Source organism: Bifidobacterium sp. LH_743 (assembly GCF_056355775.1).
In genome coordinates this window covers 47,604-69,811 of record NZ_JBKESZ010000011.1, presented here as the reverse complement: position 1 = coordinate 69,811, position 22,208 = coordinate 47,604, and the positions used below count along the sequence as shown (strand labels likewise).

The 22,208-nt window shown below is 59.0% G+C and carries 15 protein-coding genes and 1 rRNA gene; 4 read left to right on the top strand and 12 right to left on the bottom strand.

The window, feature by feature from the left end; all coding sequences use genetic code 11:
* A 16S ribosomal RNA gene (locus AC1ATL_RS10025) occupies window positions 1-564 on the bottom strand; the annotation flags it as partial.
* 540 nt (window positions 565-1,104) lie between these two features.
* Between AC1ATL_RS10025 and AC1ATL_RS10020 the strand changes: the two genes are divergently transcribed.
* Window positions 1,105-1,866: a Sir2 family NAD-dependent protein deacetylase gene (locus AC1ATL_RS10020; RefSeq protein WP_476570108.1), complete on the top strand. Its 762-nt coding sequence runs from the start codon at window positions 1,105-1,107 to the stop codon at window positions 1,864-1,866.
* A 108-nt stretch (window positions 1,867-1,974) separates the two neighbouring features.
* Here the strand turns inward: AC1ATL_RS10020 and ilvA are convergent, their stop codons facing one another.
* The 7 genes from ilvA to AC1ATL_RS09985 all read right to left on the bottom strand — a co-directional run bounded on the left by ilvA (window position 1,975) and on the right by AC1ATL_RS09985 (window position 12,114).
* Entirely contained in the window at window positions 1,975-3,240 is a 1,266-nt protein-coding gene (gene ilvA / locus AC1ATL_RS10015; protein ID WP_432624579.1) for a threonine ammonia-lyase, read from the bottom strand.
* Window positions 3,241-3,391: 151 nt separating this feature from the next.
* The gene (locus tag AC1ATL_RS10010; RefSeq protein WP_476570107.1) at window positions 3,392-5,212 is read right to left on the bottom strand and encodes a glycoside hydrolase family 13 protein; all 1,821 of its coding nucleotides are present in this window, start codon (window positions 5,210-5,212) and stop codon (window positions 3,392-3,394) included.
* Window positions 5,213-5,347: 135 nt separating this feature from the next.
* Window positions 5,348-7,009, bottom strand: coding sequence for a Sip1-related alpha-galactosidase (locus AC1ATL_RS10005; protein WP_476570106.1), 1,662 nt, complete (start codon window positions 7,007-7,009; stop codon window positions 5,348-5,350).
* Window positions 7,010-7,215: 206 nt separating this feature from the next.
* Window positions 7,216-8,907, bottom strand: a complete 1,692-nt coding sequence (locus AC1ATL_RS10000) for a glycoside hydrolase family 13 protein (protein WP_476570105.1) — start codon at window positions 8,905-8,907, stop codon at window positions 7,216-7,218.
* 5 nt (window positions 8,908-8,912) lie between these two features.
* Entirely contained in the window at window positions 8,913-9,737 is an 825-nt protein-coding gene (locus AC1ATL_RS09995) for a carbohydrate ABC transporter permease (protein ID WP_476570110.1), read from the bottom strand.
* Window positions 9,738-9,742: 5 nt separating this feature from the next.
* A complete protein-coding gene (locus AC1ATL_RS09990) occupies window positions 9,743-10,645 on the bottom strand; it encodes a carbohydrate ABC transporter permease (protein ID WP_432624533.1) in 903 nt (300 codons plus the stop codon).
* A gap of 143 nt (window positions 10,646-10,788) precedes the next feature.
* Window positions 10,789-12,114: an ABC transporter substrate-binding protein gene (locus tag AC1ATL_RS09985; RefSeq protein ID WP_476570104.1), complete on the bottom strand. Its 1,326-nt coding sequence runs from the start codon at window positions 12,112-12,114 to the stop codon at window positions 10,789-10,791.
* Between the two features lie 354 nt (window positions 12,115-12,468).
* Between AC1ATL_RS09985 and AC1ATL_RS09980 the strand changes: the two genes are divergently transcribed.
* Complete coding sequence (locus AC1ATL_RS09980) at window positions 12,469-13,488, top strand: LacI family DNA-binding transcriptional regulator (RefSeq protein WP_476570102.1); 1,020 nt, start codon at window positions 12,469-12,471, stop codon at window positions 13,486-13,488.
* A gap of 147 nt (window positions 13,489-13,635) precedes the next feature.
* Window positions 13,636-14,583 (top strand): Abi family protein, encoded by a 948-nt coding sequence (locus AC1ATL_RS09975; protein ID WP_476570101.1) that lies wholly within the window; start codon window positions 13,636-13,638, stop codon window positions 14,581-14,583.
* Between the two features lie 408 nt (window positions 14,584-14,991).
* Here the strand turns inward: AC1ATL_RS09975 and AC1ATL_RS09970 are convergent, their stop codons facing one another.
* From AC1ATL_RS09970 to AC1ATL_RS09960, 3 genes are read right to left on the bottom strand one after another with little or no spacing between them, the layout of a single operon-like run.
* Window positions 14,992-15,879, bottom strand: a complete 888-nt coding sequence (locus AC1ATL_RS09970) for a carbohydrate ABC transporter permease (protein ID WP_476570100.1) — start codon at window positions 15,877-15,879, stop codon at window positions 14,992-14,994.
* Window positions 15,880-15,919: 40 nt separating this feature from the next.
* Window positions 15,920-16,843, bottom strand: a complete 924-nt coding sequence (locus AC1ATL_RS09965) for a carbohydrate ABC transporter permease (protein ID WP_476570099.1) — start codon at window positions 16,841-16,843, stop codon at window positions 15,920-15,922.
* Window positions 16,844-16,857: 14 nt separating this feature from the next.
* The gene (locus AC1ATL_RS09960) at window positions 16,858-18,150 is read right to left on the bottom strand and encodes an ABC transporter substrate-binding protein (RefSeq protein WP_476570098.1); all 1,293 of its coding nucleotides are present in this window, start codon (window positions 18,148-18,150) and stop codon (window positions 16,858-16,860) included.
* Between the two features lie 197 nt (window positions 18,151-18,347).
* Between AC1ATL_RS09960 and AC1ATL_RS09955 the strand changes: the two genes are divergently transcribed.
* The gene (locus AC1ATL_RS09955; protein ID WP_476570097.1) at window positions 18,348-19,571 is read left to right on the top strand and encodes an ROK family protein; all 1,224 of its coding nucleotides are present in this window, start codon (window positions 18,348-18,350) and stop codon (window positions 19,569-19,571) included.
* Window positions 19,572-19,892: 321 nt separating this feature from the next.
* On the opposite strand, the gene AC1ATL_RS09950 is transcribed toward AC1ATL_RS09955, so the two are convergent.
* Window positions 19,893-22,187, bottom strand: a complete 2,295-nt coding sequence (locus AC1ATL_RS09950) for an alpha-galactosidase (protein ID WP_476570096.1) — start codon at window positions 22,185-22,187, stop codon at window positions 19,893-19,895.
* Window positions 22,188-22,208 lie beyond the last annotated feature (21 nt).

The following is a 22,208-nucleotide window of genomic DNA, read 5'->3' as shown; positions in this document are numbered from 1 at the left end:
TACGAGCCCTTTACGCCCAATAATTCCGGATAACGCTTGCACCCTACGTATTACCGCGGCTGCTGGCACGTAGTTAGCCGGTGCTTATTCGAAAGGTACACTCACCCCGAAGGGCTTGCTCCCAGTCAAAAGCGGTTTACAACCCGAAGGCCGTCATCCCGCACGCGGCGTCGCTGCATCAGGCTTGCGCCCATTGTGCAATATTCCCCACTGCTGCCTCCCGTAGGAGTCTGGGCCGTATCTCAGTCCCAATGTGGCCGGTCGCCCTCTCAGGCCGGCTACCCGTCGTAGGCTCGGTGGGCCGTTACCCCGCCGACTACCTGATAGGACGCGACCCCATCCCATACCGCTAACGCTTTCCCAGAGGACCATGCGATCAACTGGAGCATCCGGCATTACCACCCGTTTCCAGGAGCTATTCCGGTGTATGGGGCAGGTCGGTCACGCATTACTCACCCGTTCGCCACTCTCACCAAACAGCAAGCTGCTTGGATCCCGTTCGACTTGCATGTGTTAAGCACGCCGCCAGCGTTCATCCTGAGCCAGAATCGAACCCTCCACAAAAAAATCTTCGCGGAAAGCCAACATGTGACTCTCAAAATAAGAAAATTGACGATCGCCTTATAAGGAAAGGCGCATCGCACAAAAACCTCATCATCGTTTGACCGATCCCTCGGCACCACGATCCAAACGAACCATGGCCGACGATGAACTGGCAATCATTGACTATAAAGAAGTAGTACAAATACGCTCTTGAGTTCTCAAACCACCACCACTCACCCACCTCACGGCCCGGAACCAACCGGACCACTCGCTGAGCGGCAGCAAGAGATAAACTTACAGCACCAACGCGATCCACGCAAATCGACGTCCCGGGGAACCTATGCCAGGCATTGCAAACACTCGCATCCACCGGCGTGTCGAAAACAGGCCGGACACGACCCGAAACCCATCACAGGACACCAAAACCACAGCCACACGAACACGAAAACAACAACACACGGCGTGTCGGTCGCTTGGAAACCATGCATCGCGCAATCGCAACAAACCTTGGAAAAGGAAAAAGCCTGACAACGGAAACCGCGCGGTGGTATGTATGGAGGTATGAGCAAGAAAATCGCAGTATTGACGGGCGCGGGCATTTCCACGTCCGCAGGCATCCCCGACTTCCGCGGACCGGACGGCGTGTGGACCAAACATCCTGAGCAAATGAACGTATACGACATCGACGCGTTCCTGGCCAACAAGGAGGACCGCGAATACTCCTGGCGCTGGCAGAAGGAATCGCCGGTATGGAACGCGCAACCCGGCACCGCGCACAAAGCACTCGTCAAACTGGAACAGGCCGGCATGCTGACACTGCTCGCCACGCAGAATTTCGATGCGCTGCATGAAAAAGCGGGTAACAGCAGCAACATCATCGTCAATCTGCATGGCACCATCGGCACCTCGCACTGCATGAAATGCCATGCGAAATACAACACGGCGGACATCATGGCGAATCTCGACAACGAGCCGGATCCGCACTGCCACCGCAAACTGCCGTACAGCGGAAACATGCCATGCGACGGACTCATCAAAACCGACGTCGTCTACTTCGGTGAGGCGCTGCCGGACGGCGCGATCGAAAAATCATACCGGCTGGCCACACAGGCCGACGAATTGTGGGTCATCGGATCCACGCTGGAAGTGATGCCGGCGGCAAGCATCGTGCCGGTCGCCGCCCAGGCGGGCGTGCCGGTCACCATCATGAACATGGGTCGTACGCAATATGATCGTTTGGCAACGCGGCTAATTCGCGACGATATTGCGGTCGCGCTGCCGCAATTGGTCGATGAGACAATCGCGGCGGAACAGGGCAAGTAACGTCCAGCAACACTAAAAAAGCTCCTCAACCCGATTTGGATTGAGGAGCTTTTTTTGATGCGGAATTAGTACGGGCACCCGCGGGAATCCGCATTTATTCCAAAACAATCAGTAGATGCGCTTGGGCTGGAAGCCGGCCGCGCGCATCGCGTCAAGGACACGGTCGATGTGCTCGGGGCCGTTGGTCTCGACGGTAACGCCCAGGGACACCGAATCGGTGTAATGGCTGGAGGCCTTGAACTGGTCGTGGTCAAGCGCGATGACGTTGGCGCGCTGCTCGGCCAGAATCGTGGCCACCTTGACCAGCTGGCCCGGAGTATCCGGAAGTTCCACCTCGAAGTTCATGATGCGGCCACGCGCAATCATGCCCTTCTGGATCACCGCGCTGATGGAGACGGTGTCTTCGTTACCGCCGGAAAGGATCGGCACCACCACATGCGGGCCCTGCGCCTCGGCGAACTTGCGCGAACGCAGATTCAGATGCTCAAGCGCGGCCAAAGACACGGCGCCGGCGGCCTCGACCACCAGCTTATGCTTCTCCAGCATGAGCAGGATCATCTCGTTGATATCACGCTCGGTGACGGTGACCAAGTCATCGAGGAACTCGTTGAGCAGCGCGAACGTGAGGTCACCCGGACGCTTCACAGCGACGCCTTCGGCCGACGTGCGCACCTGATCGGCGGCCACCACATGGCCGGCGGCCAGCGAATTCTTCCACGCGGGGCTTCCCTCCGGAATGGCGCCGATCACGCGCACTTCCGGCTTAAACGTCTTGATGGCGAGCGCCACGCCGGCGCCCAGACCACCGCCACCAAGCGGTACGACCACGTCGGTGACGTTCGGCACGTCCTCGAGAATTTCAAGACCGATGGTGCCTTGTCCGCACAGCACTTCGTAGTCGTCGAACGGCGGCACGTAAATCATGCCCTCGGTATCGCTCAGCTCCTGCGCACGCGCAGCTGATTCGTCGAACACCTCGCCACACAGCACCACGTCAGCACCGTAGGCCTTGGTGGCATCCACCTTCAACGGCGGAGTGATCTGAGGCATGCAGATGGTAGCCTTCGCGCCACGCTCGCGGGCCGCGTACGCCACGCCCTGCGCATGGTTGCCTGCGGATGCGGTGACGATGCCGTGCGCGAGCTGCTCGTCGGTCAGCGACGCGATTTTGTTGTATGCGCCGCGAATCTTGAACGATCCGGTAACCTGGAGGTTCTCCGGCTTGAGCAGGATCTCATGTCCGGTCATTTCGGACAGCACGGGGGACGGAATAATTTCCGTGTGGCGTGCGGTGCCCTTCAGTCGTTCGGCGGCCAGTTTCAACTCGGCGGCATGATCGCGCCGCAATGCTTTGAGCACCTCGTTTTGTTCCATGGACGTTATTGTAAGCGCACGTCTGCCGAAAATGCCGTGCGATCACAGGGTCGCGGCGGAATCGAAGCGGAATCGCAAGAAAAAGAAACGTCCGGCAAGTTTCGTGACGAACCTGCCGGACGTTCCGCAGAGAGTTATAGGGAAAGATCGATCAGAGCTGGATCACGACTCCCTCCCAGCGAGCGAACTCGCCGTGAGCGATCGATTTTACGCTATGCATAGCATCATAGGTGCTGAGCAGTACTTGCGATTCGTTCACACCGTCGGAAAGCAGTTCCGCCACGTCCGAAGGCAGCGCCGCGGACCTGTCGGTGAGGTTGACCACGACGAGGATCGTGTCGTCGCCGTTGGTGCGTGTGAAGGCGTACATCTGCTCATTGTCGGCGGCGAGCAGATGCCATTCGCCGGCCGCGATGGTAGCGCTGTTGTGGCGCATGGCGATGAGCTTCTTGTAGAACGTGTACACGGAGTCCGGATCGTCGAATTCCTCGGCGGCGTTGATCTCCACGTGGTTCGGATTGACGCTGATCCACGGCTCGACGGCCGCGTCCGGCGCGGTGAAGCCGGCGTATTTGGAGGCGTCCCACTGCATGGGGGTGCGCGCGTTGTCTCGTCCGATGAGGGCGAGCGCAGCCATCATGGATTCGGACGACTGGCACTTGGCTTCCTCCACGCGCTGGCGGTAGCCGTTGAGGGCCTCCAGGTCGCGGTACTGTTCCAGCTTGGTGAAGTGGGCGTTGGTCATGCCCAGCTCCTCGCCTTCGTAGATGTACGGGGTGCCGCGGTGCATGTGCAGCAGCATGCCGAATGCTTTGGCGCTGAGCTCGCGGGAGTCGCGGTCGGAGTCGTTGCCCCAGCGGGAGACGACACGCGGCTGGTCGTGGTTGCAGAAGAACAGGCTGGCCCAGCCGGCGTTCCTTACGGCTTCCTGCTGTGCTGCGAGGCTCGCGCGCAGGTTCTTGACCTCGAACGGGACGGTGTTCCACTTGGAGCCTTCCTGGTCGATGCCGACATGGTCGAACAGGAACAGCATGTCGAGTTCCTTGTGGGCCGGATCGGTGATGAACTCGTTGCGGTCCGGGGTGATGCCCGGAGCCTCGCCCACGTTGATGTAGCCTTCACGGCCTTCGAACACCTCGCGGCGCATTTCGGCGAGGAACTCGTCGAGACGCGGTCCGTTGGAGCAGAACGGGAATGGGCTGGAATAACCTTCCTCGCCGACTGGCAGGTCGTCGATTTCGGAACCGTCCTCGCCCGGCAGTTTGCCGTTCTTGTCAACGGTCTTGGAGATCTGGGTGATCACGTCCATACGGAAGCCGTCGATGCCGCGATCCATCCACCAGTTCATCATCTTGTAGACGGCCTTGCGCACCTCGGGGTTCTCCCAGTTGAGGTCGGGCTGCTTCTTGGAGTACTGGTGGAAGAAGTATTCGCCGCGCTTCGGGTCGTACTCCCATGCGGAGCCGCCGAAGTAGGAGCCCCACTGGTTCGGTTCGGCGCCCGGCGTGCCCGGCTCGTGGCCTGGCTTGGCGGGACGCCACCAATACCAATCCGCGTGCGGATCGTTCTTGTCACGGGATGCCTGGAACCAGGCGTGCTCGTCGGACGTGTGGTTCACGACCAGGTCCATGATGACCTTCAGACCGCGCTCATGCGCTTCGGCGAGCAGCTCGTCCATGTCGGCCATCGTGCCGAACAACGGGTCGATGTCCTGATAGTCGGAGATGTCGTAGCCGTTGTCGTCCTGCGGGGATTTGAAGACCGGGGACAGCCACAGCACATCCACGCCAAGGTCGGCGAGATAGTCAAGACGACTGGTGATGCCCTTCAGATCGCCGATACCATCACCATTGGAATCCTGAAAGGACCGCGGATAGATCTGGTAGACCACCGCGTTGGCCCACCATGGATTCGGGGTGGCACCGTTGGAACGGACGGTGTCGGGAAGAGTGGAACGATTGAAATTCGTCATTTCGATTGGGCTCCTTTGCATAAACGAGGCGAATGAACTTTTGCTATGTCCAATGGTACGTAAGGCGTTTTTTCTTTCTTGCCCGCGGCGCGTTTCGCAAAGCAGGAAATGAATGATGGGACGGGGGTATATCGGCTATTCTTCGAAGATCACGACGTCCCCGTAGGAGACGCTCGTCGACACGGTCTCGCCCGTTTGCAGCGGACGGACTTCTCCGCTTTCGGGACGGATGACGCGGGCCGGCCCGCGCGCGGCCAGGCGCACCTCCTGCTCGTGTTCTTCGCAAAGTCCGATGTAAGCCGTCACGTCACGATCGCCGAAACGCGCATGGACGCCCAAGGCATCCGCGGACTTCCGTGGATCGCGCAACAACGAATCCACCGTGGGAACGCCCGGGGCGTCCGGACGCGCCAATCCGCCACCGAAGTCGAGAAGGCCGTGCAGCATCCTCTCGTCCGTATGCCCTTCGGCGTCGGAGCAATACACCGGACCTCCGCTCAGCAACCGCATGATTCCATGCGCCCACGCGTGGGGATGTTCGCTCCAGAACATGTCCCAGTCGCAGTGGTACAGCTCGCCCATCAGCAGCGCGTTGAAGGCGTTCTGCATAATATGCTCGGCAAGCGAGCGCGGATCGTGCGGCAGGTAATCGTCGCTGCTTCGGACGATCGGGGAAATCGGACGATGCCAGTAATCCTCCGGCGCCATGCCCATGCAGTTGATGAGCGCATTGTCGAAATGCCTGGCCACCGCGGAATCGAGCCCCTCATGTCTGCCGATGGTCGCCTCGCCATAGCTTTCCATGCCGGAGGTCATCACCGACGTGGAGCTTTGCGAATCGACCTTGACGAAATCGATGCCGGACCTTTCCAATCCCTTATCCCATTCATGCCAGAAGGCGAACGCCTGGCCGTCGGTTTTGCCCGGCAGCAGACAGCCATTGGCGGTGCGCGTCAAATCGCCATCCATCCGCCGCGCGACCTCGCCGTGAGGGTCGATGCCATTCCAATAGCCTTGGAACGCCTGCCACACGCCGACATGCTTCACTCCGAACCCGTCCTTCAGCAGACGCACGGTGTGCGAAAGCCCCTGCGGGAAACGGTCCGAATCCGCGCCGAACGAACGCAGCATGCCGTTTTCACGATCGACGTCGGACCACCCATCGTCGATCAGCACCCAGGATATCGGCACGTTCTTGCGGCGGAATTCCTTCATTTTGGCGATGATCGCCCGTTCGTCGACGTCCTGTCCGAGCGAATCCCACGTGCACCATCCGAGTCCGGTGAGCTCCTGTGGGAACGTCCGCTCGGAGCGCATGCGAATATGCGTCCGTCCCGCGATGACGCGTACGCATTCGTGGATGGCGCGGTATGGATCGTCAGACACGGCAACGGCGCACAGCATTCCGGACAACCGGGTGAAGCCCATCGCATTGATGGACGCGCGCAGCCGCAGCTTACCGTCGGAAGCCTCCATATCGGCGCGGATGTCATCCCCGCACGCCGCCAGCATCACGCACCATGCATCGGACGAGCGCCACAACAGAAGCTGGGTGCGCTCGGGGATATCGGCGAACGTTGCCTCCCATGCGGGACGCATCCACCATTCCTTGTGCTGGTACAAAGCCAGGATGTCGCCATCGTTCGGCATGCCGATATCGAAGCCGACCTCGACCGCGCGGAACGGGTCATACGTGTCCTGCTCCTGGAAACGGGCGGCACGGTCCGCTGGCTGGTCGATCCGCGCGTCAATGCCGATGCTCCACATCAGGCATGCCGCGTCTGGCTCCTCGGTCATCCGGACCGTACCGTTTGGCATGTTCCACGTGAAACAACTATGGTCATCTCCCCGAACGAGATACGCCATCGTACTGCGGATCGTAACGGGACAGGTGACAGTCTTCATGGTCGCTCCTTCACAGTCGTCATGCGCGGAATCAGCATGGTCCAATGCCACAGGTTCCAATGCCATGGATCCCATGTCATGGGTCCCACCGGAACCGGTCATACCTGCTTATACCAGACGGTGGTCTCGGGAAGAACCCGGTCCGCGGTTTCCGAACAACGGGAATCGAGCAGCACAGCCGCATGCTCCGGCAACGCGATCGAACGCGTCGACGAGAAATTCGTCAGCACGGTCATGCCGGAAGGCAATGTCCAGCCGAAACCATCCGGACCGCAGACATCGTCCGCCAACCATTCGAGGTCGATATCGGCGCCATGCTTGACCATGCGCTTCCTGATCGCCATGGCCCGCCGGTACAGGTTCAACGTCGAATCGCCACGGCCCTCCTGACCGGACGCAGCGTAATCGGCGAACCAATCGGGCTGCGGCAGCCAGGCGCGGCCGGAATCGTTGAAACCGAAGGCCTTGTCCTTCTCTCCGGTCCACGGCAACGGCACACGGCAGCCATCGCGTCCTTTGAACGCGTGCCCCCTGCGCTCCCAAATCGGATCCTGCAATTCCTCGGGAAGCAGGTCGAAATCCTCGGGAAGCCCCAGCTCCTCACCCTGGTAGATGAAAGCGGTTCCAGGCAAGCCCAGCATGACCAAAGCGGCGGCACGCGCGCGGCGGGCGGCCGAAGCCGGATCGATCGGCGGATTCGTGCCATTGGACGTGACCCACGCCTCGATGTCGGTTCCCGTCGGCACACCAAGCCGCGATGCGATCCGCGGCACGTCATGGTTGCCCAACACCCAAGTGGGAGCCGTTTTAGCGGTTTTCGCATACTTCCACGTGCGTTCGATGGAAGCGCGGTACGCATCGCGATCCCAATCGGCCTTCTCCAGGGAGAAATCGAAGATGGCTCCGAGCTCGTCCTGCCTGGCATATTGGAAGACACGTTCGTTGAACGGCGTCCAGGATTCCCCGATCGCGTATTTCGCGGGCTCGTACTGGTTGAACAGCTCACGCCATTCGCGATAGATGCCGTGGACGGCGTCGCGATCCCACATCGGATCGGAACCGTCGGCGGCCTGCGGATATTGCTTGGTCGGATCCGGACGGTCACGCAGCGGCTCGCGCAGGTCCTTGGCGAGACCGTGGGAAACGTCGATGCGGAATCCGTCCACGCCTTTGCCGCACCAGAACCGGAGGATGCCGAGAAACTCCTCATGCACCTCGGGATTGTCCCAGTTGAGATCGGGCTGCTCCTTGGCGAAGGTGTGCAGATAGTACCAGCCGTCGCCGCATGGTTCCCAAGCGGATCCGCCGAAATTGCTCAGCCAGTTGGTTGGAGGCAACTCCCCGTGCTCGCCTTTGCCCTGATGGAATATGTAGCGGGCGCGTTCCGGAGAGCCGGGCGCCGAAGCCAGAGCCGCCTGGAACCATTCATGTTGGTCCGAGGTGTGGTTCGGCACGATGTCGATGATGACTTTGATGCCACGTTCGTGCGCCTGCGCGACCAGCTCGTCGAATTGTTTCATGGTACCGAAACGCGGATCGATCGCACGGTAATCGGCCACATCGTACCCGCCGTCCGCCAACGGAGACGGATAGAACGGCGATAGCCAAATCGCGTCCACACCCAATTCGCGCAGATAATCGAGTTTGCCGATCACGCCTGCGATATCGCCTTCGCCATCGCCGTTCGAATCGGCGAACGACCGCGGGTAAATCTGATAGACGACGGCATCACGCCACCAATCGTCCTGTACCGAGGATTCCGCGGATTCTGCTGACATAGCTGCTGACATACGAATCACCCCTTGACGGAACCGGCCAGCATAGCACGGATGAAGTAACGCTGCAGGAAGATGAACAGCAGCATCGTCGGAGCCATGATGAGCAACGCACCCGCATTGAGCAGCACCACATCGGTCTGGTACTGGCCCACGAAGGACTGCAGCGCGCCGGCCATGGTGCGCTTGTTCGGGTCGTTTTCCAACACCACGGCAAGCAGGAACTGGTTCCACGTGGCGAGGAACGTCAGAATGCCCAGGGACGAGATGGCGGGCAACGCCAACGGCAGCTGAATCGAACGGAAAATGCGGAAATGGCCGGCGCCGTCGATGCTCGCGGCCTCAATGAGGTCGCGTGGCATCTGCTCAAAGCAGGAGCGCATCCAGACGATGCCGAACGGGATGTTCAGGCCGATCAACGGCAGTATCAGCGCCAGACGGGTGTTGAGAATGCCCATGTCGCTGATTTCGTAGTACAGCGGAGTGACCAGGGTTTCGAACGGAATCGTCAGACCGACCAGGAACAGCGCGTACAGCAATCCCCTACCGGGAACCCTGAGCTGCGCGAAGGCGTATCCGCCGAGCGAGCAGAAGATGACCACGCATGGCACCACCACCACGACCAGCAGGATACTGTTCAGCAACAGCGGGGTGATATTCGCGGTCTTCCACTCATCGACGAAATTCTCCCAATGCGGGTGCGCCGTGAACTGGATGCCTTCGGGCATGGATCCCTGCGGCTGCACGGCCGCGGAGAACATGCTCAGGAACGGCAGAACGCAGAAGATGACGGTCAGGGCAAGCATCACACCGCCGGCGATGCGGGTTGTTTTCGATTGCTGCATGGTAATCACTGCTTCTTTCCATTGACAAGGCGCTGCAGCGGGCCAACGACCAGCAGCACCAGAACCATTAGGGCCACGGCAAGCGCGGACGCCAGACCGACGCTTTGCTGGGTGAAGGCGAGGCGGTATACCTGCACGCCGGGGACCATGGTGGAGGTGCCCGGACCGCCTTGGGTGGACATGTAGACCACATCGAAGCTGGCGAGCGCGGAAATGATGGTCATCGTAAGGCACACGCCAATCTGTCCGCGCAGACCGGGCAAAGTGATGTAGAACAGCTGACGCCACCAGCCGGCGCCATCGAGGCTTGCCGCCTCGTACAGGGATTGGTCGATTCCTCCGATTCCGGAGAGCAGCAGCACCACGCAGAAGCCGAGCTGCAGCCAGAAGCCGATGACGCCCACGGCGTTCAGCGACGTCGATTGGTCGCCGAGCCAGACATGCGCGAAATCGCCCAAGCCGACCGCACGAAGCAGCTGGTTGACGGTTCCCTTATCCGCCAACATCCAAGTCCAGGCGACGCCTGCGGCAGCTCCCGGAATGACTCGCGGGAGGAACAGGCAGACCTGCGCAAAACCGCGCGCACCCTTGGATTTCATGTCCTTGATGAGCACTGCGATGATCAGACCAAGGACGATCGGGATGATGGAGAAGAAGATGATGAGATAGAAGGAATGCAGAATCGATCCATACAGGTCGGGATCGGTGAAGACCGTCTTGTAGTTGCGCAGACCGACGAATGTGCTTTCATCGATTCCGTTCCAGTCGTAGAGGGAATACCAAACGGTCTGAATGATGGGCCAGAGTTCGAAGATCGCGTAGAACAGCAGGGCCGGCAACAGGAACAGCAGGCTGATCAGCCCTAATGACATCTTGCGCTTCGTCTTGGCCTGAGTATGGGTATCCATGTTTCACCACACCTTAGTTTTTACGGAATGTTTCCGGAGAGAGAAGAAAGAAGGAAATCGGGCGGAACGAAAAGGAGACATTCCGTAACATTCCGCCCGATGGATTTGCTGTTTGGGAAAATGGATTCAAGCAACGCTTTGGGTTACTTGGCTTCCTTCTCGTATTGCTTCTGAATGGAATCGACGAACTGCTGCGGAGTCATGGTACCGTCGATCAGCGATTGGAAGCCCGGGATGATGGCGCTGGCCTGCATGCCCGCGGTCGCGTTGTTGATGTAGTCGGTGGTATTGCCGGTCTTCACCAGTCCTTCGTAGGCGGTCAGCACCTGGCCCAGCAGCTGGTTGTCGGTGCTCGGGGTCTTGCCTTCGCCCACCGGCGGATAGCCGTTGTCCACTGCGATCTGGCGGGCCTCGTCGGACTGGAGGAAGTTCAGGAACGCCGCCGCGGCGTTCTTGTGCTTGGCGTTGGCTGGAATGCCGAATGCGGAGACGGCGTTTGCGGCCGCGGAACCGGAGTCCGCCTTCTCGCCCGGATAGGCAATCCAGCCGGCGTTGTCACCGAGGGCGTCGTTGATGGACGCGGTGTACCAGCTGCCTGAGGGGAAGAACAGCGCCTCACCATTGCTGAAGCGGCTCAGCGCGGTGGATCCGTCAAGCGCGAGCGCATCCTTGGAGAAATATCCGGCGTCCTGCCAATCCTTGATCTTCTGTGCGGCCTTGAGAGCTCCCTTAGTGTTGAACGTGGCGCCATCCTTCTGGATGATCCAGTTCTGCACGGTATCGCGGCCTTCGTAGTTGGTGAGCAAGGCCTGGTAGATGTAAGAAGTGCCACCTTCCTTGGCTGGCATCATCATGGCCAGCTTGCCGGCGTCGGTGGCCTTCTTCATGTCGGCTTCGAGGTCGGCCACGGTGGCCGGAGCCTCGGTGATGCCGAGTTCCTTGGCCAGCTTCTTGTTCCAGTACAGGCCGGTCATGGAAATGCCATCAGGCACCGCGTACAAGCTGCCGGAGCCAATCTTGCCATTGGAATCGACACGGTACACCTGGGTCTGGGAATCCGGAAGGTCCCATCCGTAGGCCTTGGCGTACTCGTCCAGATTGACCACGTGCTTGCCGCGCACCGCGGAATTGATGTCAGTGATGCGTGCGATGTCCGGAGTGTCGGCCGCGGAGATGACGCGCGGTCCATTCTGCTGCGAAGTGTTGTCCGGATCGTAGGTCGCCTTGATCGTGATGTTCGGATATTTCTTATGGAACGCCGCGATCAGCTGGTCGTCGAAGGTCTTCAGACCGGCGCCGTCCCACAGCTTCAGTTCAACCTTCTCCTTGCTGACATCGGTGCTGACCGGTTCGGAATTCGCGTTGGACTTCGACGATGACGATCCCGGGCCACACGCGGCGACGGATGCGAGGCAGGCCACCGCCATTGCTCCGGCGATGAGGGTTTTGACGGATTTCCCAATCTTCATTGATGTTCCTTTCCTTGCGGGAATCGACGCGCATTCTTGCGATGCGATTACCTAACGCTTGCTCTCTTTGCTAAGCGCTTAGCTAAAGAATAGAAGAACGTTGTGCAAGTTGTCAAATTTTCTTAGGTATCGTTTATATCGGCGTGTCGAACCGGTTTTATTCTTGAAATTCCAGCGTTTTTTCAAGACCGGTAATCGCCATCACCAATCACAGAGAAATGATATGTAATCTCAACGTTTAGTAGCGAAATCAGACCAAATTCAGGGGGTTACCATATAATCGTTTAGTATATTAGGCATGCATTGCAAGGCAGGTATTGCAAAGCAACTATTCATCGCCAATAGGGAGGGACCATGGCGCGAACGACCATCGAAGACGTGGCGAAAGCGGCGGGAGTCTCCACGTTCACCGTCTCGCGTGCGCTGCGCGGCATGGACCATGTGGCGCCGAGCACACGGGAGAAAGTGCTGGAAGCGGCGAAGGACCTCAACTACACCGTCTCGAAAGCGGCATCATCGCTGGCCAGCGGCCAAACCAACCGCATCGCGCTGCTATCCAGGGATCGCATCGCCGGATGGTTCATGGGAGAGCTCATGGACGGCCTGTACGACGTGCTCAACCCCGCACGATACGACCTGCTCGTCTACCGCGCGGGCAACATAAAGGAACGCTCCACGTTCTTCACCAACCTGCCGGCCAACCGCAATGCCGACGCGCTGATCATGACCGGGTTCCCCGCCACCGAACAGGAGGAACAGGCATTGACCAGCATGGGCATGCCGATCATCTTGGTCAACTCGCCCGACACCGATTGCTGCCAAGGATCGGTGGCCATCAACGACGAGGAATCTGAGACGACGCTGGTACGCTACCTAGCCGCCATCGGACACCGCAAATTCTGCTATATCGGACGCAAGGAGCCACTGCCGGGCAGCCAATGGGGGCATGACACCCGAGCGGTCGGATACCGCAATACCATCGTCGATCTTAATCTCACCGACTGCGGTATGTACTACATTGACCTCGCCGATCCGTTGTCTGTTAAACAGACCGTCGCCACGATTCTTTCGCTACCGGAACGGCCGACCGCACTGTGCGTATGGTCCGACCATTACGCGCTGGCCGTCATCCACGAACTACGCAGCAACGGCGTGCGCGTGCCGGAAGATATATCCGTGGCCGGGCACGACGGATCGGATGTGGCGGCCAGCATCAAACTGACCACCATGGCGCAGCCCGCACGTGAAATCGGACGAATCGCGGCCCGCAAAACATTGGATCTCGCCGCAAAGAAAACACTGGACGAGCCGCGCACGATCATCCAGACCGTGCTGACGCCCGGCGATACAACGCGGCCGATCGCCCACGAATAGCACGCAAGACCGTATAAAAACGTACATGATTGACATGGGGGAATTTCCTTGTTATTATCGCATATGCGATAAAGCTGGGCAGTGTCCAGTTCGCGAAAACCGTTTCCTAATTTGGAAGCGGTTTTCGTGCATCTAAGGGGTTGCGCTATGTATAAGCCTTTTATGAGTGTGGATGACCAAGTACAACGGCTCAACGCCCGCGGCATGCAGACGGACACGCGAACTCCGTGGATTTTGGAACGCGAGGGCTACTATTCCGTCGTCAACGGATATAAAGATCCTTTTCTCGACAAAGAAGCCAGCAAACAACAACATGACGACCGGTATCTTCCCGAAACCTCATTCAATGACTTGTATTCTCTTTTCCTTTTCGATAGGAATCTGCGATTTTTGCTATTCCGTATGACTACGCTTTCGGAAGCTGTCCTAAAAACCATATGCTCATACGAATTCACCAAGGAAAACGCAGAAGAGAAAAATCCCTATCTAAACATCGCAAATTACGCAGAAACCGGCAAAGCGCACGATAAGGCCGTACTGCTTATTAAGAAGTTGGAAAAAATTATCAGCCTGAATGAAAGTCCCAACTATGCAGATAAAAAAGACTACCTTGCGCATTGCCTTAAGGCACATGAAGGAGAAGTCCCACTCTGGGTGCTTTGCAACGATTTAACCCTTGGACAGGTCTACTGGTTTTTCCAATCCCAGGGTAGTACCATTCGCGGAAATATCGCACGTAGTTTCACCATGTTGTATAGGGATTCCCATCGTCATGGCAAAGAAATCGAAATAACCTCTATGCAACTCGATAAAATCTATCGAAGGATAAAGGATTTTCGAAATATCTGCGCTCACGACGAGCGACTATATTGCGCGCATCCGCACGATAGGAATATCACCGTATTCCAGCTTGTCAAGGATTTGCAGTTGGTCACAGATAAGAAACGTTACTTGGAATTTTTGCAACAACTTGAATCCCTACTCATGGATCTAAAACAAGATATCCCGGAGCATATCGATTACGTGTGCTCTGAAATGGGTCTTCAGAATTTAGACGAATTGCATTCTTGGGCGCAAGAAAGTCGACGGCTATAAGATTAGCGAAGGCATAAAAACCCAGTGACCACTCACCGCTTGATGCGGAAACGCTTCCGATAAAACCGCAGATAAACGTTATACGTCAAAAATACGAAAAAGCGGGAATCCTCGAAAAAGGGGAAACGAGGATTCCCGCTCGGCGCTGTGAAGTTTTACTTCACAAGCAGACGACCTACGGCCGCATTGTTCCTGCCTTCACTCGCCTATCGGCTCGCTCAGGAGGAGCCTATGAACAGTCCACAGGACTGTTCACTTAACGGCGTCCTGCAATTACGGACCGCGCTACGCGCGGGCTCAATGTTTACCTCACGGGATTGCACCTCGCAGCACAGCTGCTCGGCTCGCCTACGGAGAGCTCACTGAGCTCTCCGCTTCACGGCTCGTCCCGCTCGGCGCTGTGAAGTTTTACTTCACAGCGCCCCTCATCACACCACCGACGACCCACTTTTGGGCGAAGACGTAGACGATGAGCACCGGAGCCATGGCCATCAGGTAGGAGGCAAAGGCCATCGGATAGTTCGAGGTGAACTGGCTCTGGAACACGTACTGCGCCAGCGGAATCGTCTGGTTGCTCTGGTCGGTCAGCGTGATCAACGGCAGCAGGAAGTCGTTCCACGCCCACAGGGCGGTCAGGATGGCGATCGTGGCGTTGATCGGTCCCATCAGCGGGAAGATGATCTTCCAGAAGATGCGCCAGGTCGAGGCGCCGTCGATGCGCGCGGCCTCTTCCAGCGAAATCGGAATCGACCGAATGAAACCAATCGCGATGAACAGGTTCGTGCCGATGCCGAGAATCGTATACAGCACGATCAGTCCGAGCTGGTTGTCGAGATGCAGCGTGCCCATTTCCTTGGCGATCGGCAGCATCACCACGGTGAACGGCACGAACATCATCGCAAGGAAGAAGTAATACAGGAAGCGGAAGAACCGCTTATCCATGTTCCTTGCCACGGCGTACGCGACGAACGTGTTGGTCAGCAGCGTCAGCACCACCGCGCACACGGTGATGATGGCCGAGTTGAGCGCGGCCTTCGGATAGTTCACCTTGTTCCACGCGTCGGCGAAATTATGCCACTGCCAGCTCGTCGGCAGGCTGAACGTGCCCGCCTCGCCCGGGGTCTTCAACGCGGTGACCACGGTGAAGTACAGCGGCACGAGCACGGTAAGGCTCAGCACCGCGACGGCCGCGGTGAGCCACCAATTGATCTTGTGATCCTTATGGATCTTCTCCGGCTTGGCCTGCGATTGGTTCCGCGCGTCGGCCGGCTTCGTTGCAACAGTTGCGCTAGTCATGATATTTCCCCTTTGCCTTCGATTCTGCCTTGCACGTTCCTCAGACCTTTTCCTTGCCGCTGAAGAACTTCAGCTGCACGAAAGCGAGAATCGCCAGCACGATGAAGAACGTGACCGCGTTGGCCATCTGATAGGAGTATTCGCCGTTGCCCAGGCCGTTCTGGAAAATCAGGTAGGAGACGGTTTCGGTCTTGGAATCCGGACCGCCCTTGGTCAATGCCATGATCTGATCGAACGCGCCAAGCGAGTTCTTGAGGCTCAGCACCATGTTGATGGTGAAGAACGGGCCAATCAGCGGGAAGGTGATCTGCCAGAAGTTCTGCCAGGCGTTCACGCCGTCGATGGCCGCGGCCTCGTAGATCTCGTTGTCGATGGTCTGCAGACCAGCCAGATACAGCAAGGTGGAGTAAGCCACACCCTGCCAGATCGACAGGAAAACGATCGGGAACCACGCCAGCTTGGGGTCGGAAAGCATCGACGTGGACAGCCAGTCGATATGCAGAGCCTGGCCGAGGGCCGGCAGCGGCGTCATGAAGATGTACTTGAACACGTAGCCGATGACCAGCACCGACAGGGTGTACGGGATGAAGAAGATGGCTCGGAAGCCGTTCTTGAAGGCGATTCTGGAGTTGAGCAGCACCGCCAGGAACATGCCGAGGAAGTTCGTGCCGATGGTAATCAGTACGGCGATGAAGATCGTGAACAGGTAGGCGTGGCCCACACGCGAATCCTGGAACATCGCAATGTAGTTCTTGAACCCGATGAACTTGTAATCGCCATAGCCCTGCGAATTCGTGAACGAGTACATCGCGCCCTGGATGAACGGGAGATACAGGAAGATGCCCACGAGAATCGCGGCCGGAACGGTCATCCAATAGAACGCCGGATCGACCTTGCGCTTGGAGAACTGCGAAACCTTCTTCTTCGGCTTCTTGTCAAGCTTTGCAGCAGTATTGCCAGTCATTGTCGCTCCTCCCCTCACCTGAAGTTCCTGGCTTCAATCTTGTCGTATTCAGCCTGCATGCCGTTGACGAAATTGCTCACATTGCCCGACTGGACCAGCGTCTGCAGGAAGCCTGCAGTGTTGATGCTGCCCGGCACGTAATGATCGCAGAAATCGGTCAACTTGCCTGCCTTGTAGAAGCTCAGTACGCCGTTCAGCGCCTCATCGCCCACATAGGTGTCCTTGTACGGGGTGAACGCCGACTGCTGCTTGGAATAGTCCTTCACGTTCTCCTCGCTCATGAGGAAGTCCACGAACTGGCGGGCCTCGTTGTAATGCTTCGTATGCGCACCGATCGTCAGCATCACATCATCGCCGGCGGTGAGCTGCTGCTCCTTGGCGTTGTCGGTGGCCGGCATCTGCGCGAACCGCAGGTTGGCATCCTTGTTGATCAGGCGCACCTGCGGAATGGCATACGTGCCGAGCGGCAGAATAGCGGCCTTGCCCGCGGCCAGATCCTGCGTGGCCTGCTGGTAGGTGACGGCGGGATTCTTCTGCGTGTAGTTCTGGTAGATCTCGATGAGTTTCTTGCTGACCGGGGTCCACAGGTCGGCGAATGTCTTGGTTCCCTTCTTCAGATTCGTGTATTCGCTTTCCGGCACCAACGTGGAGTTGAGTGACGACAGCGGGGCCTGCAGCGTCCAAGGATCACCGGTGCTCGCCTCAATCGGCGTGATGCCCTTGGCCTTGAAACGCTTGAGCAGCGAGATGAATTCGCTCCAGGTCTGCGGCGGATTCTCGGGATCCTCGCCGGCCTGCTTCCACACGTCGGCGTTGATGATGTAGCCGCTCGCGTTGCCCGCGTACGGAATGGCGTACAGGCGCTTCTTGGACTGATCGGTAGTCTGCACGAGGTTCTTGGCGATCTTCACCATGCCCGGATTGAGCTCGTCCGCGATCTTGTCGTCGGTGAAATCGTGGAAGACGCCGGCTTCGGCAAGCATGCCGTAGTTGATGTCGCCGTTGATGGTGATGACGTCAGGCTCGCGATTCTTCACCAGGCGCGTACGCAGATCGGTGGTGGCGTCGGACGAGTTGTTGACGTTGACTTTGATATTGGGATGGGTTTTCTCGAATTCCTTAGCCTTGGCGGAGAACCAATCGGCCGCCTCAGCCTTGAACTGGAAGAAATCCAAGGTCACGGTCCCTGCGGTGTTGGTGCCGCAGCCCGCGAGGCCGGCCGCCAGCGCGATGGCGCATGCGGCCGTGAGCACACGGTGTGCAATCCTTTCAAACTTGCCTACACTGGTCGTGGAATCAGGTTTCATTCTCGACTCCTTTTAACTTCCTTGTCCGCGACGAAACGTGGCTTCCTTACCATGTTCGCCGTGATTCCGATAGTAAGAGGAGACGGTTTTCATTCCCACTTCCTGCGTGCCCCATGCCGTCGGAAAAGAAAAAGGCCGAGATTTCATTATTCTGGAAAAGTAATTCTGAGAATACGACACTGAAAAGGGAACGATTTATGACGACGGTGACAGAATCGGTAGCAGGATCTCCAATCCCGCAATGGTTTGAAGGCTCGGAATACACCCACAAAGTAGCGGCGAGCATCATGAAATACGGTCCAATTTCGCGCATCACATTGGCGCAGATCCTCGGTCTTTCGCAGGGCGCGGTGTCGCGCATCACCAGCGATCTGATCTACGCCGGCGTGATCGAGGAGACTCCGATGGAATCGGGACAGGACGGCAAACTGCCCAAAGGCTTCATACGGAAAGAAAATCCGGAACGGCGCGGACGGCCGCAGACCGGGCTGCGCATCATCAAGGACGCCCGCACGTTCGTCGGCATGAAAATCAACTCGACGCACATCTCCGCGGTCGCCGTGAACGCCATCGGACAAATCGTGACCGGATGCCATGATCTGCCACTTGAGGAAACATCGCCGGAAAACGTGGTCGCCGTCATCAAACAGCTGACGACCGACTGCTCCGACGAGACGGTGATGACCGGTCTGCCGCGCCCATGCGCCGTAGGAATCTCACTTGGCGGGCATATCTCCAACGATGCGACCGTCACCTTCGCACCGTTCCTGCATTGGGCGCGGCCGGTTGAACTTTCGAAGATGGTGCACGAGGCGACGGGCCTGCCGACCGGCATTTACAACGATATCGACTCCCTACTGGTAGATGCGTGCTGGTTCGGCTCCGGCGTCGGTCTGGACAGTTTCGCGGTGATCACCTTCGGCGCGGGCGTCGGCTATTCGCTGTCGGTGAACGGCGATCTGGCGAATTGCCCGGACAAAAGCTACGGTTTGGTCGGTCATATCCTGGTCGACCCCGACGGGCCGCGTTGCGTATCCGGGCACAAGGGATGCGCGCAATGCCTGTCTGACAATTCGATTGCGACGGAATATTCGGAAATGATCGGGCATCCCGCGACTTTCGAGGAATTCGCGGCCGACGCGCGAGCCAGCAAACCGCAAGCCACGAATCTGGTGAACCGCACCTGCTTCCGTCTCGGCACGCTCATCGCGACGGTGGCGAACATCGCCATGCCCGACAAAATCATGATCGCGGGCGAATCGTCGTTCATTGCGAGGCTCGGCGTGGACGACCTGCGCAACGGCATCACCATGTATCGGCACAGCCAGGCGGCGCCGGTAGATTTCGAAATCGCCGACCACGACTGGGCGTTGTGGGGCAAAGCCGCCGCCGCGCAGGCGATCCGGCAGTACGTGGGGTGATGCGGCTGGGGACAGCTTATGCGCGTGAGCTCGTGCGTATTGGCATGTGCTTATGCGGAAAAATGTGTCACGATTCCAATTTCGAGGCAAAAAATAGAATCGTGACACATTTTTCAGATTCTCAATACCCCCAAAGTACTTTTTCTTGGGTGGAAACCATGGTTAGGGGGTATTTGTATCGATTGGAATGTGTCACGATCGAAAATAATCGCCGAAAAATGGAATCGTGACACATGCACAATACCCCCGTACATGAAAACCCGGATTCTCGTATTGGAATCCGGGGTTTCTAGATCTCAAAAAGCGCTTCGCGCGAAGGCATCATGCACGGACGACCTTGAAAAGGACGGCCTGTGCAGGATGCAGCGCCGGCGGACGGATGCCGTAGGTGGCGAGCGCGCGGCCGGTCATCCTTACGCCATCGGCGGTCCACCAGCCAAGCGGGGTTTGCCCGTTGCCGATGTCCTGCTTGGCCAAGTCGAGGCTCACGTCGAGCGGAGACACCACGTACACGGCGTCCGGGTCGAGGCCGGGCAGACGGATCGGTGCGGCCGGGTAGGTGGCCGAGGTGGTCAGCTGCGTGAAGCGGTAGATCGCGGCGGCCTTGTTCGGCATGACCACGCCGTCCACGCGCACGGCCGGATCGGCTGCGTCGGAATGCACTGCAGTGTCGACGGCGAACCATTCGCGATGCTTCTTGAATTCCGCCGTCCATTCGGCGAGCTTGTCGATGTCCTCCTGCGGTTCCTTGAGCAGGTTCCATTCGATGCCCATGTGGCCGAAGAAAGCCATGGCCATGCGCATCTCCTGGGAGGTGGCGCGGTGTGTGGAGTGCGCCGGGGAGGCGCCCACGTGCTCGCCGATCATCTCCGGCGGCACGAGCAGCGACGTGTAGCGCTGGATGTCGGCGCGTTCCACCGGGTCGACGCAGTCGGAGCCCCAGATGCGGTCGGCGACTTCGAGGATGCCGAGGTCGACGCGTCCGCCGCCGGAAGAGCAGCTTTCGATTTCCAGGCCGGGGTGGGCGGCTTTCAGGTCAGTGAAGATCCGGTACACGGCAAGCGTCTGGCTGTGCACGGCCGGGCGTCCGGTGCGCGGAGACACCGCTTCGGTGACGTATTTGTTGTGATCCCATTTGATGTAGTCGATGCCGAGTTCGCTGACGAGCTTGTCCATGGCGCCGTAGATGTACGCGTAGGCGTCCGGATTGGTCAGATCGACGACCTGCTGGGTGCGCCCCTGCATCGGCATGCGGTTGGCGGTGGGCTTCAGCACCCAGTCCGGGTGGGCGCGGAACATGTCGGAGTCCGGGTTGACCATTTCCGGCTCGAACCACAGACCGAATTCCATGCCCTTGCCGTGCACGTAGTCGGCGAGCGCCTTGAGGGACTTGTCTCCGTCAGGCCAGACGTCCTGGGAGATCTGCCAGTCGCCCAGACCGGCGGTGTCGTCACGGCGGGCGCCGAACCAGCCGTCGTCCACGACGAAGCGTTCCACGCCGCTTTCCACGGCCTTGTCGGCGAGCGCGGTGAGGGTGTCGTAATCGTGGTCGAAGTAGACGGCTTCCCACGTGTTGAGGATGACCGGGCGCGGCTTGGGCGCGATGCTGTGGTCCACGAGCCAGTCGCGGTGCACGCGGCGGATGTAGCCGTGGAAGCGGGAGGCGACTTCGTTGAGTCCTTCGCCGTAGGAGCCGACGAGCCATGGCGTGGTGTAGCTTTCGCCGTGCTCCAGGCCGACTTCGCCGCCGAACAGCACTTCGCCGCCGCCGATCACGCCGGTGGTGTAGGGCAGTCGTTCCGCGGACAGCACGCTGTTGCCGCTCCATGCCACGTGCGCGGAGTAGACGTTGCCGTGGGTGAAGCCGAAGCCGCGTTCGCCGACACTGAGCAGCAGGGTGGCGTCGAAGTCCGGACGGCCGACCATGGAGGCTTTGGCGAAGCGTCCGACGGTGAAGTCCTGGCGCTGCGGCGAACGTTCGCGCAGGTGGTGTCCGGTGGTGGTGAGGATTTCGTTGGCATCGGCGGGCACGGTGAAGGCGAGTTCGACCTTGCCGATCTCAAGCCGCCCTTCGCCGGTGTTCGTCACTTCGGCGTGCTGGCGGATGAGGCCGGTTTCGTCGAGCTCGCATGTCCACGTGAGTTTCACACGCTGTTCCACGTCTTCGGCGGTGACGGTGACGGTGGGCGTCTGCTTGGGTTCGGTGGCCACGTGCCAGTCGGGGTATCCGTCTTTTTCGGCCATGGTGTAGGTTTTGCCGGCGGCGACGGTTTCGGCTTTGATGTCGGTGACCTGGAACTTGCAGAAGAGCTCCACGCCGTCACGGCGCACGTCGAAGCGGTCGGCGCCGGTCCACGCTTCGGACTGCGTGGGCAGCACGCTCGGCCACGCGGTGAAGTCGAGAGCGCCGGAGACGCGTTGCGGGGCGAGCGCGTCGAAGGTGTCGATCACGGTTTCCGGAGCGGCGAGCGGACGACCCCAATGCACGAACCTCGGCAGGTCGTTGCCGGGGAACACCAGAGCGAAAGCGACGTCCGCCGCCGGCTGTTCGGCATAGACGGCGGTGAGCGGAGTGCCGTTGGAGGCAGTGCCGTGGAAGACCTGAATGAGCGTCATTGCAACATCCTTACGTAGTTA

Coding starts and splice junctions, on each gene's coding strand:
- ilvA (WP_432624579.1), bottom strand. CDS start 3,240: ATGGAACAAAACGAGGTGCTCAAAGCATTGCGGCGCGATCATGCCGCC.
- AC1ATL_RS10020 (WP_476570108.1), top strand. CDS start 1,105: ATGAGCAAGAAAATCGCAGTATTGACGGGCGCGGGCATTTCCACGTCC.
- AC1ATL_RS10010 (WP_476570107.1), bottom strand. CDS start 5,212: ATGACGAATTTCAATCGTTCCACTCTTCCCGACACCGTCCGTTCCAAC.
- AC1ATL_RS10000 (WP_476570105.1), bottom strand. CDS start 8,907: ATGTCAGCAGCTATGTCAGCAGAATCCGCGGAATCCTCGGTACAGGAC.
- AC1ATL_RS09990 (WP_432624533.1), bottom strand. CDS start 10,645: ATGGATACCCATACTCAGGCCAAGACGAAGCGCAAGATGTCATTAGGG.
- AC1ATL_RS09980 (WP_476570102.1), top strand. CDS start 12,469: ATGGCGCGAACGACCATCGAAGACGTGGCGAAAGCGGCGGGAGTCTCC.
- AC1ATL_RS09985 (WP_476570104.1), bottom strand. CDS start 12,114: ATGAAGATTGGGAAATCCGTCAAAACCCTCATCGCCGGAGCAATGGCG.
- AC1ATL_RS09960 (WP_476570098.1), bottom strand. CDS start 18,150: ATGAAACCTGATTCCACGACCAGTGTAGGCAAGTTTGAAAGGATTGCA.
- AC1ATL_RS09970 (WP_476570100.1), bottom strand. CDS start 15,879: ATGACTAGCGCAACTGTTGCAACGAAGCCGGCCGACGCGCGGAACCAA.
- AC1ATL_RS09965 (WP_476570099.1), bottom strand. CDS start 16,843: ATGACTGGCAATACTGCTGCAAAGCTTGACAAGAAGCCGAAGAAGAAG.
- AC1ATL_RS10005 (WP_476570106.1), bottom strand. CDS start 7,009: ATGACCGAGGAGCCAGACGCGGCATGCCTGATGTGGAGCATCGGCATT.
- AC1ATL_RS09950 (WP_476570096.1), bottom strand. CDS start 22,187: ATGACGCTCATTCAGGTCTTCCACGGCACTGCCTCCAACGGCACTCCG.
- AC1ATL_RS09955 (WP_476570097.1), top strand. CDS start 18,348: ATGACGACGGTGACAGAATCGGTAGCAGGATCTCCAATCCCGCAATGG.
- AC1ATL_RS09975 (WP_476570101.1), top strand. CDS start 13,636: ATGTATAAGCCTTTTATGAGTGTGGATGACCAAGTACAACGGCTCAAC.
- AC1ATL_RS09995 (WP_476570110.1), bottom strand. CDS start 9,737: ATGCAGCAATCGAAAACAACCCGCATCGCCGGCGGTGTGATGCTTGCC.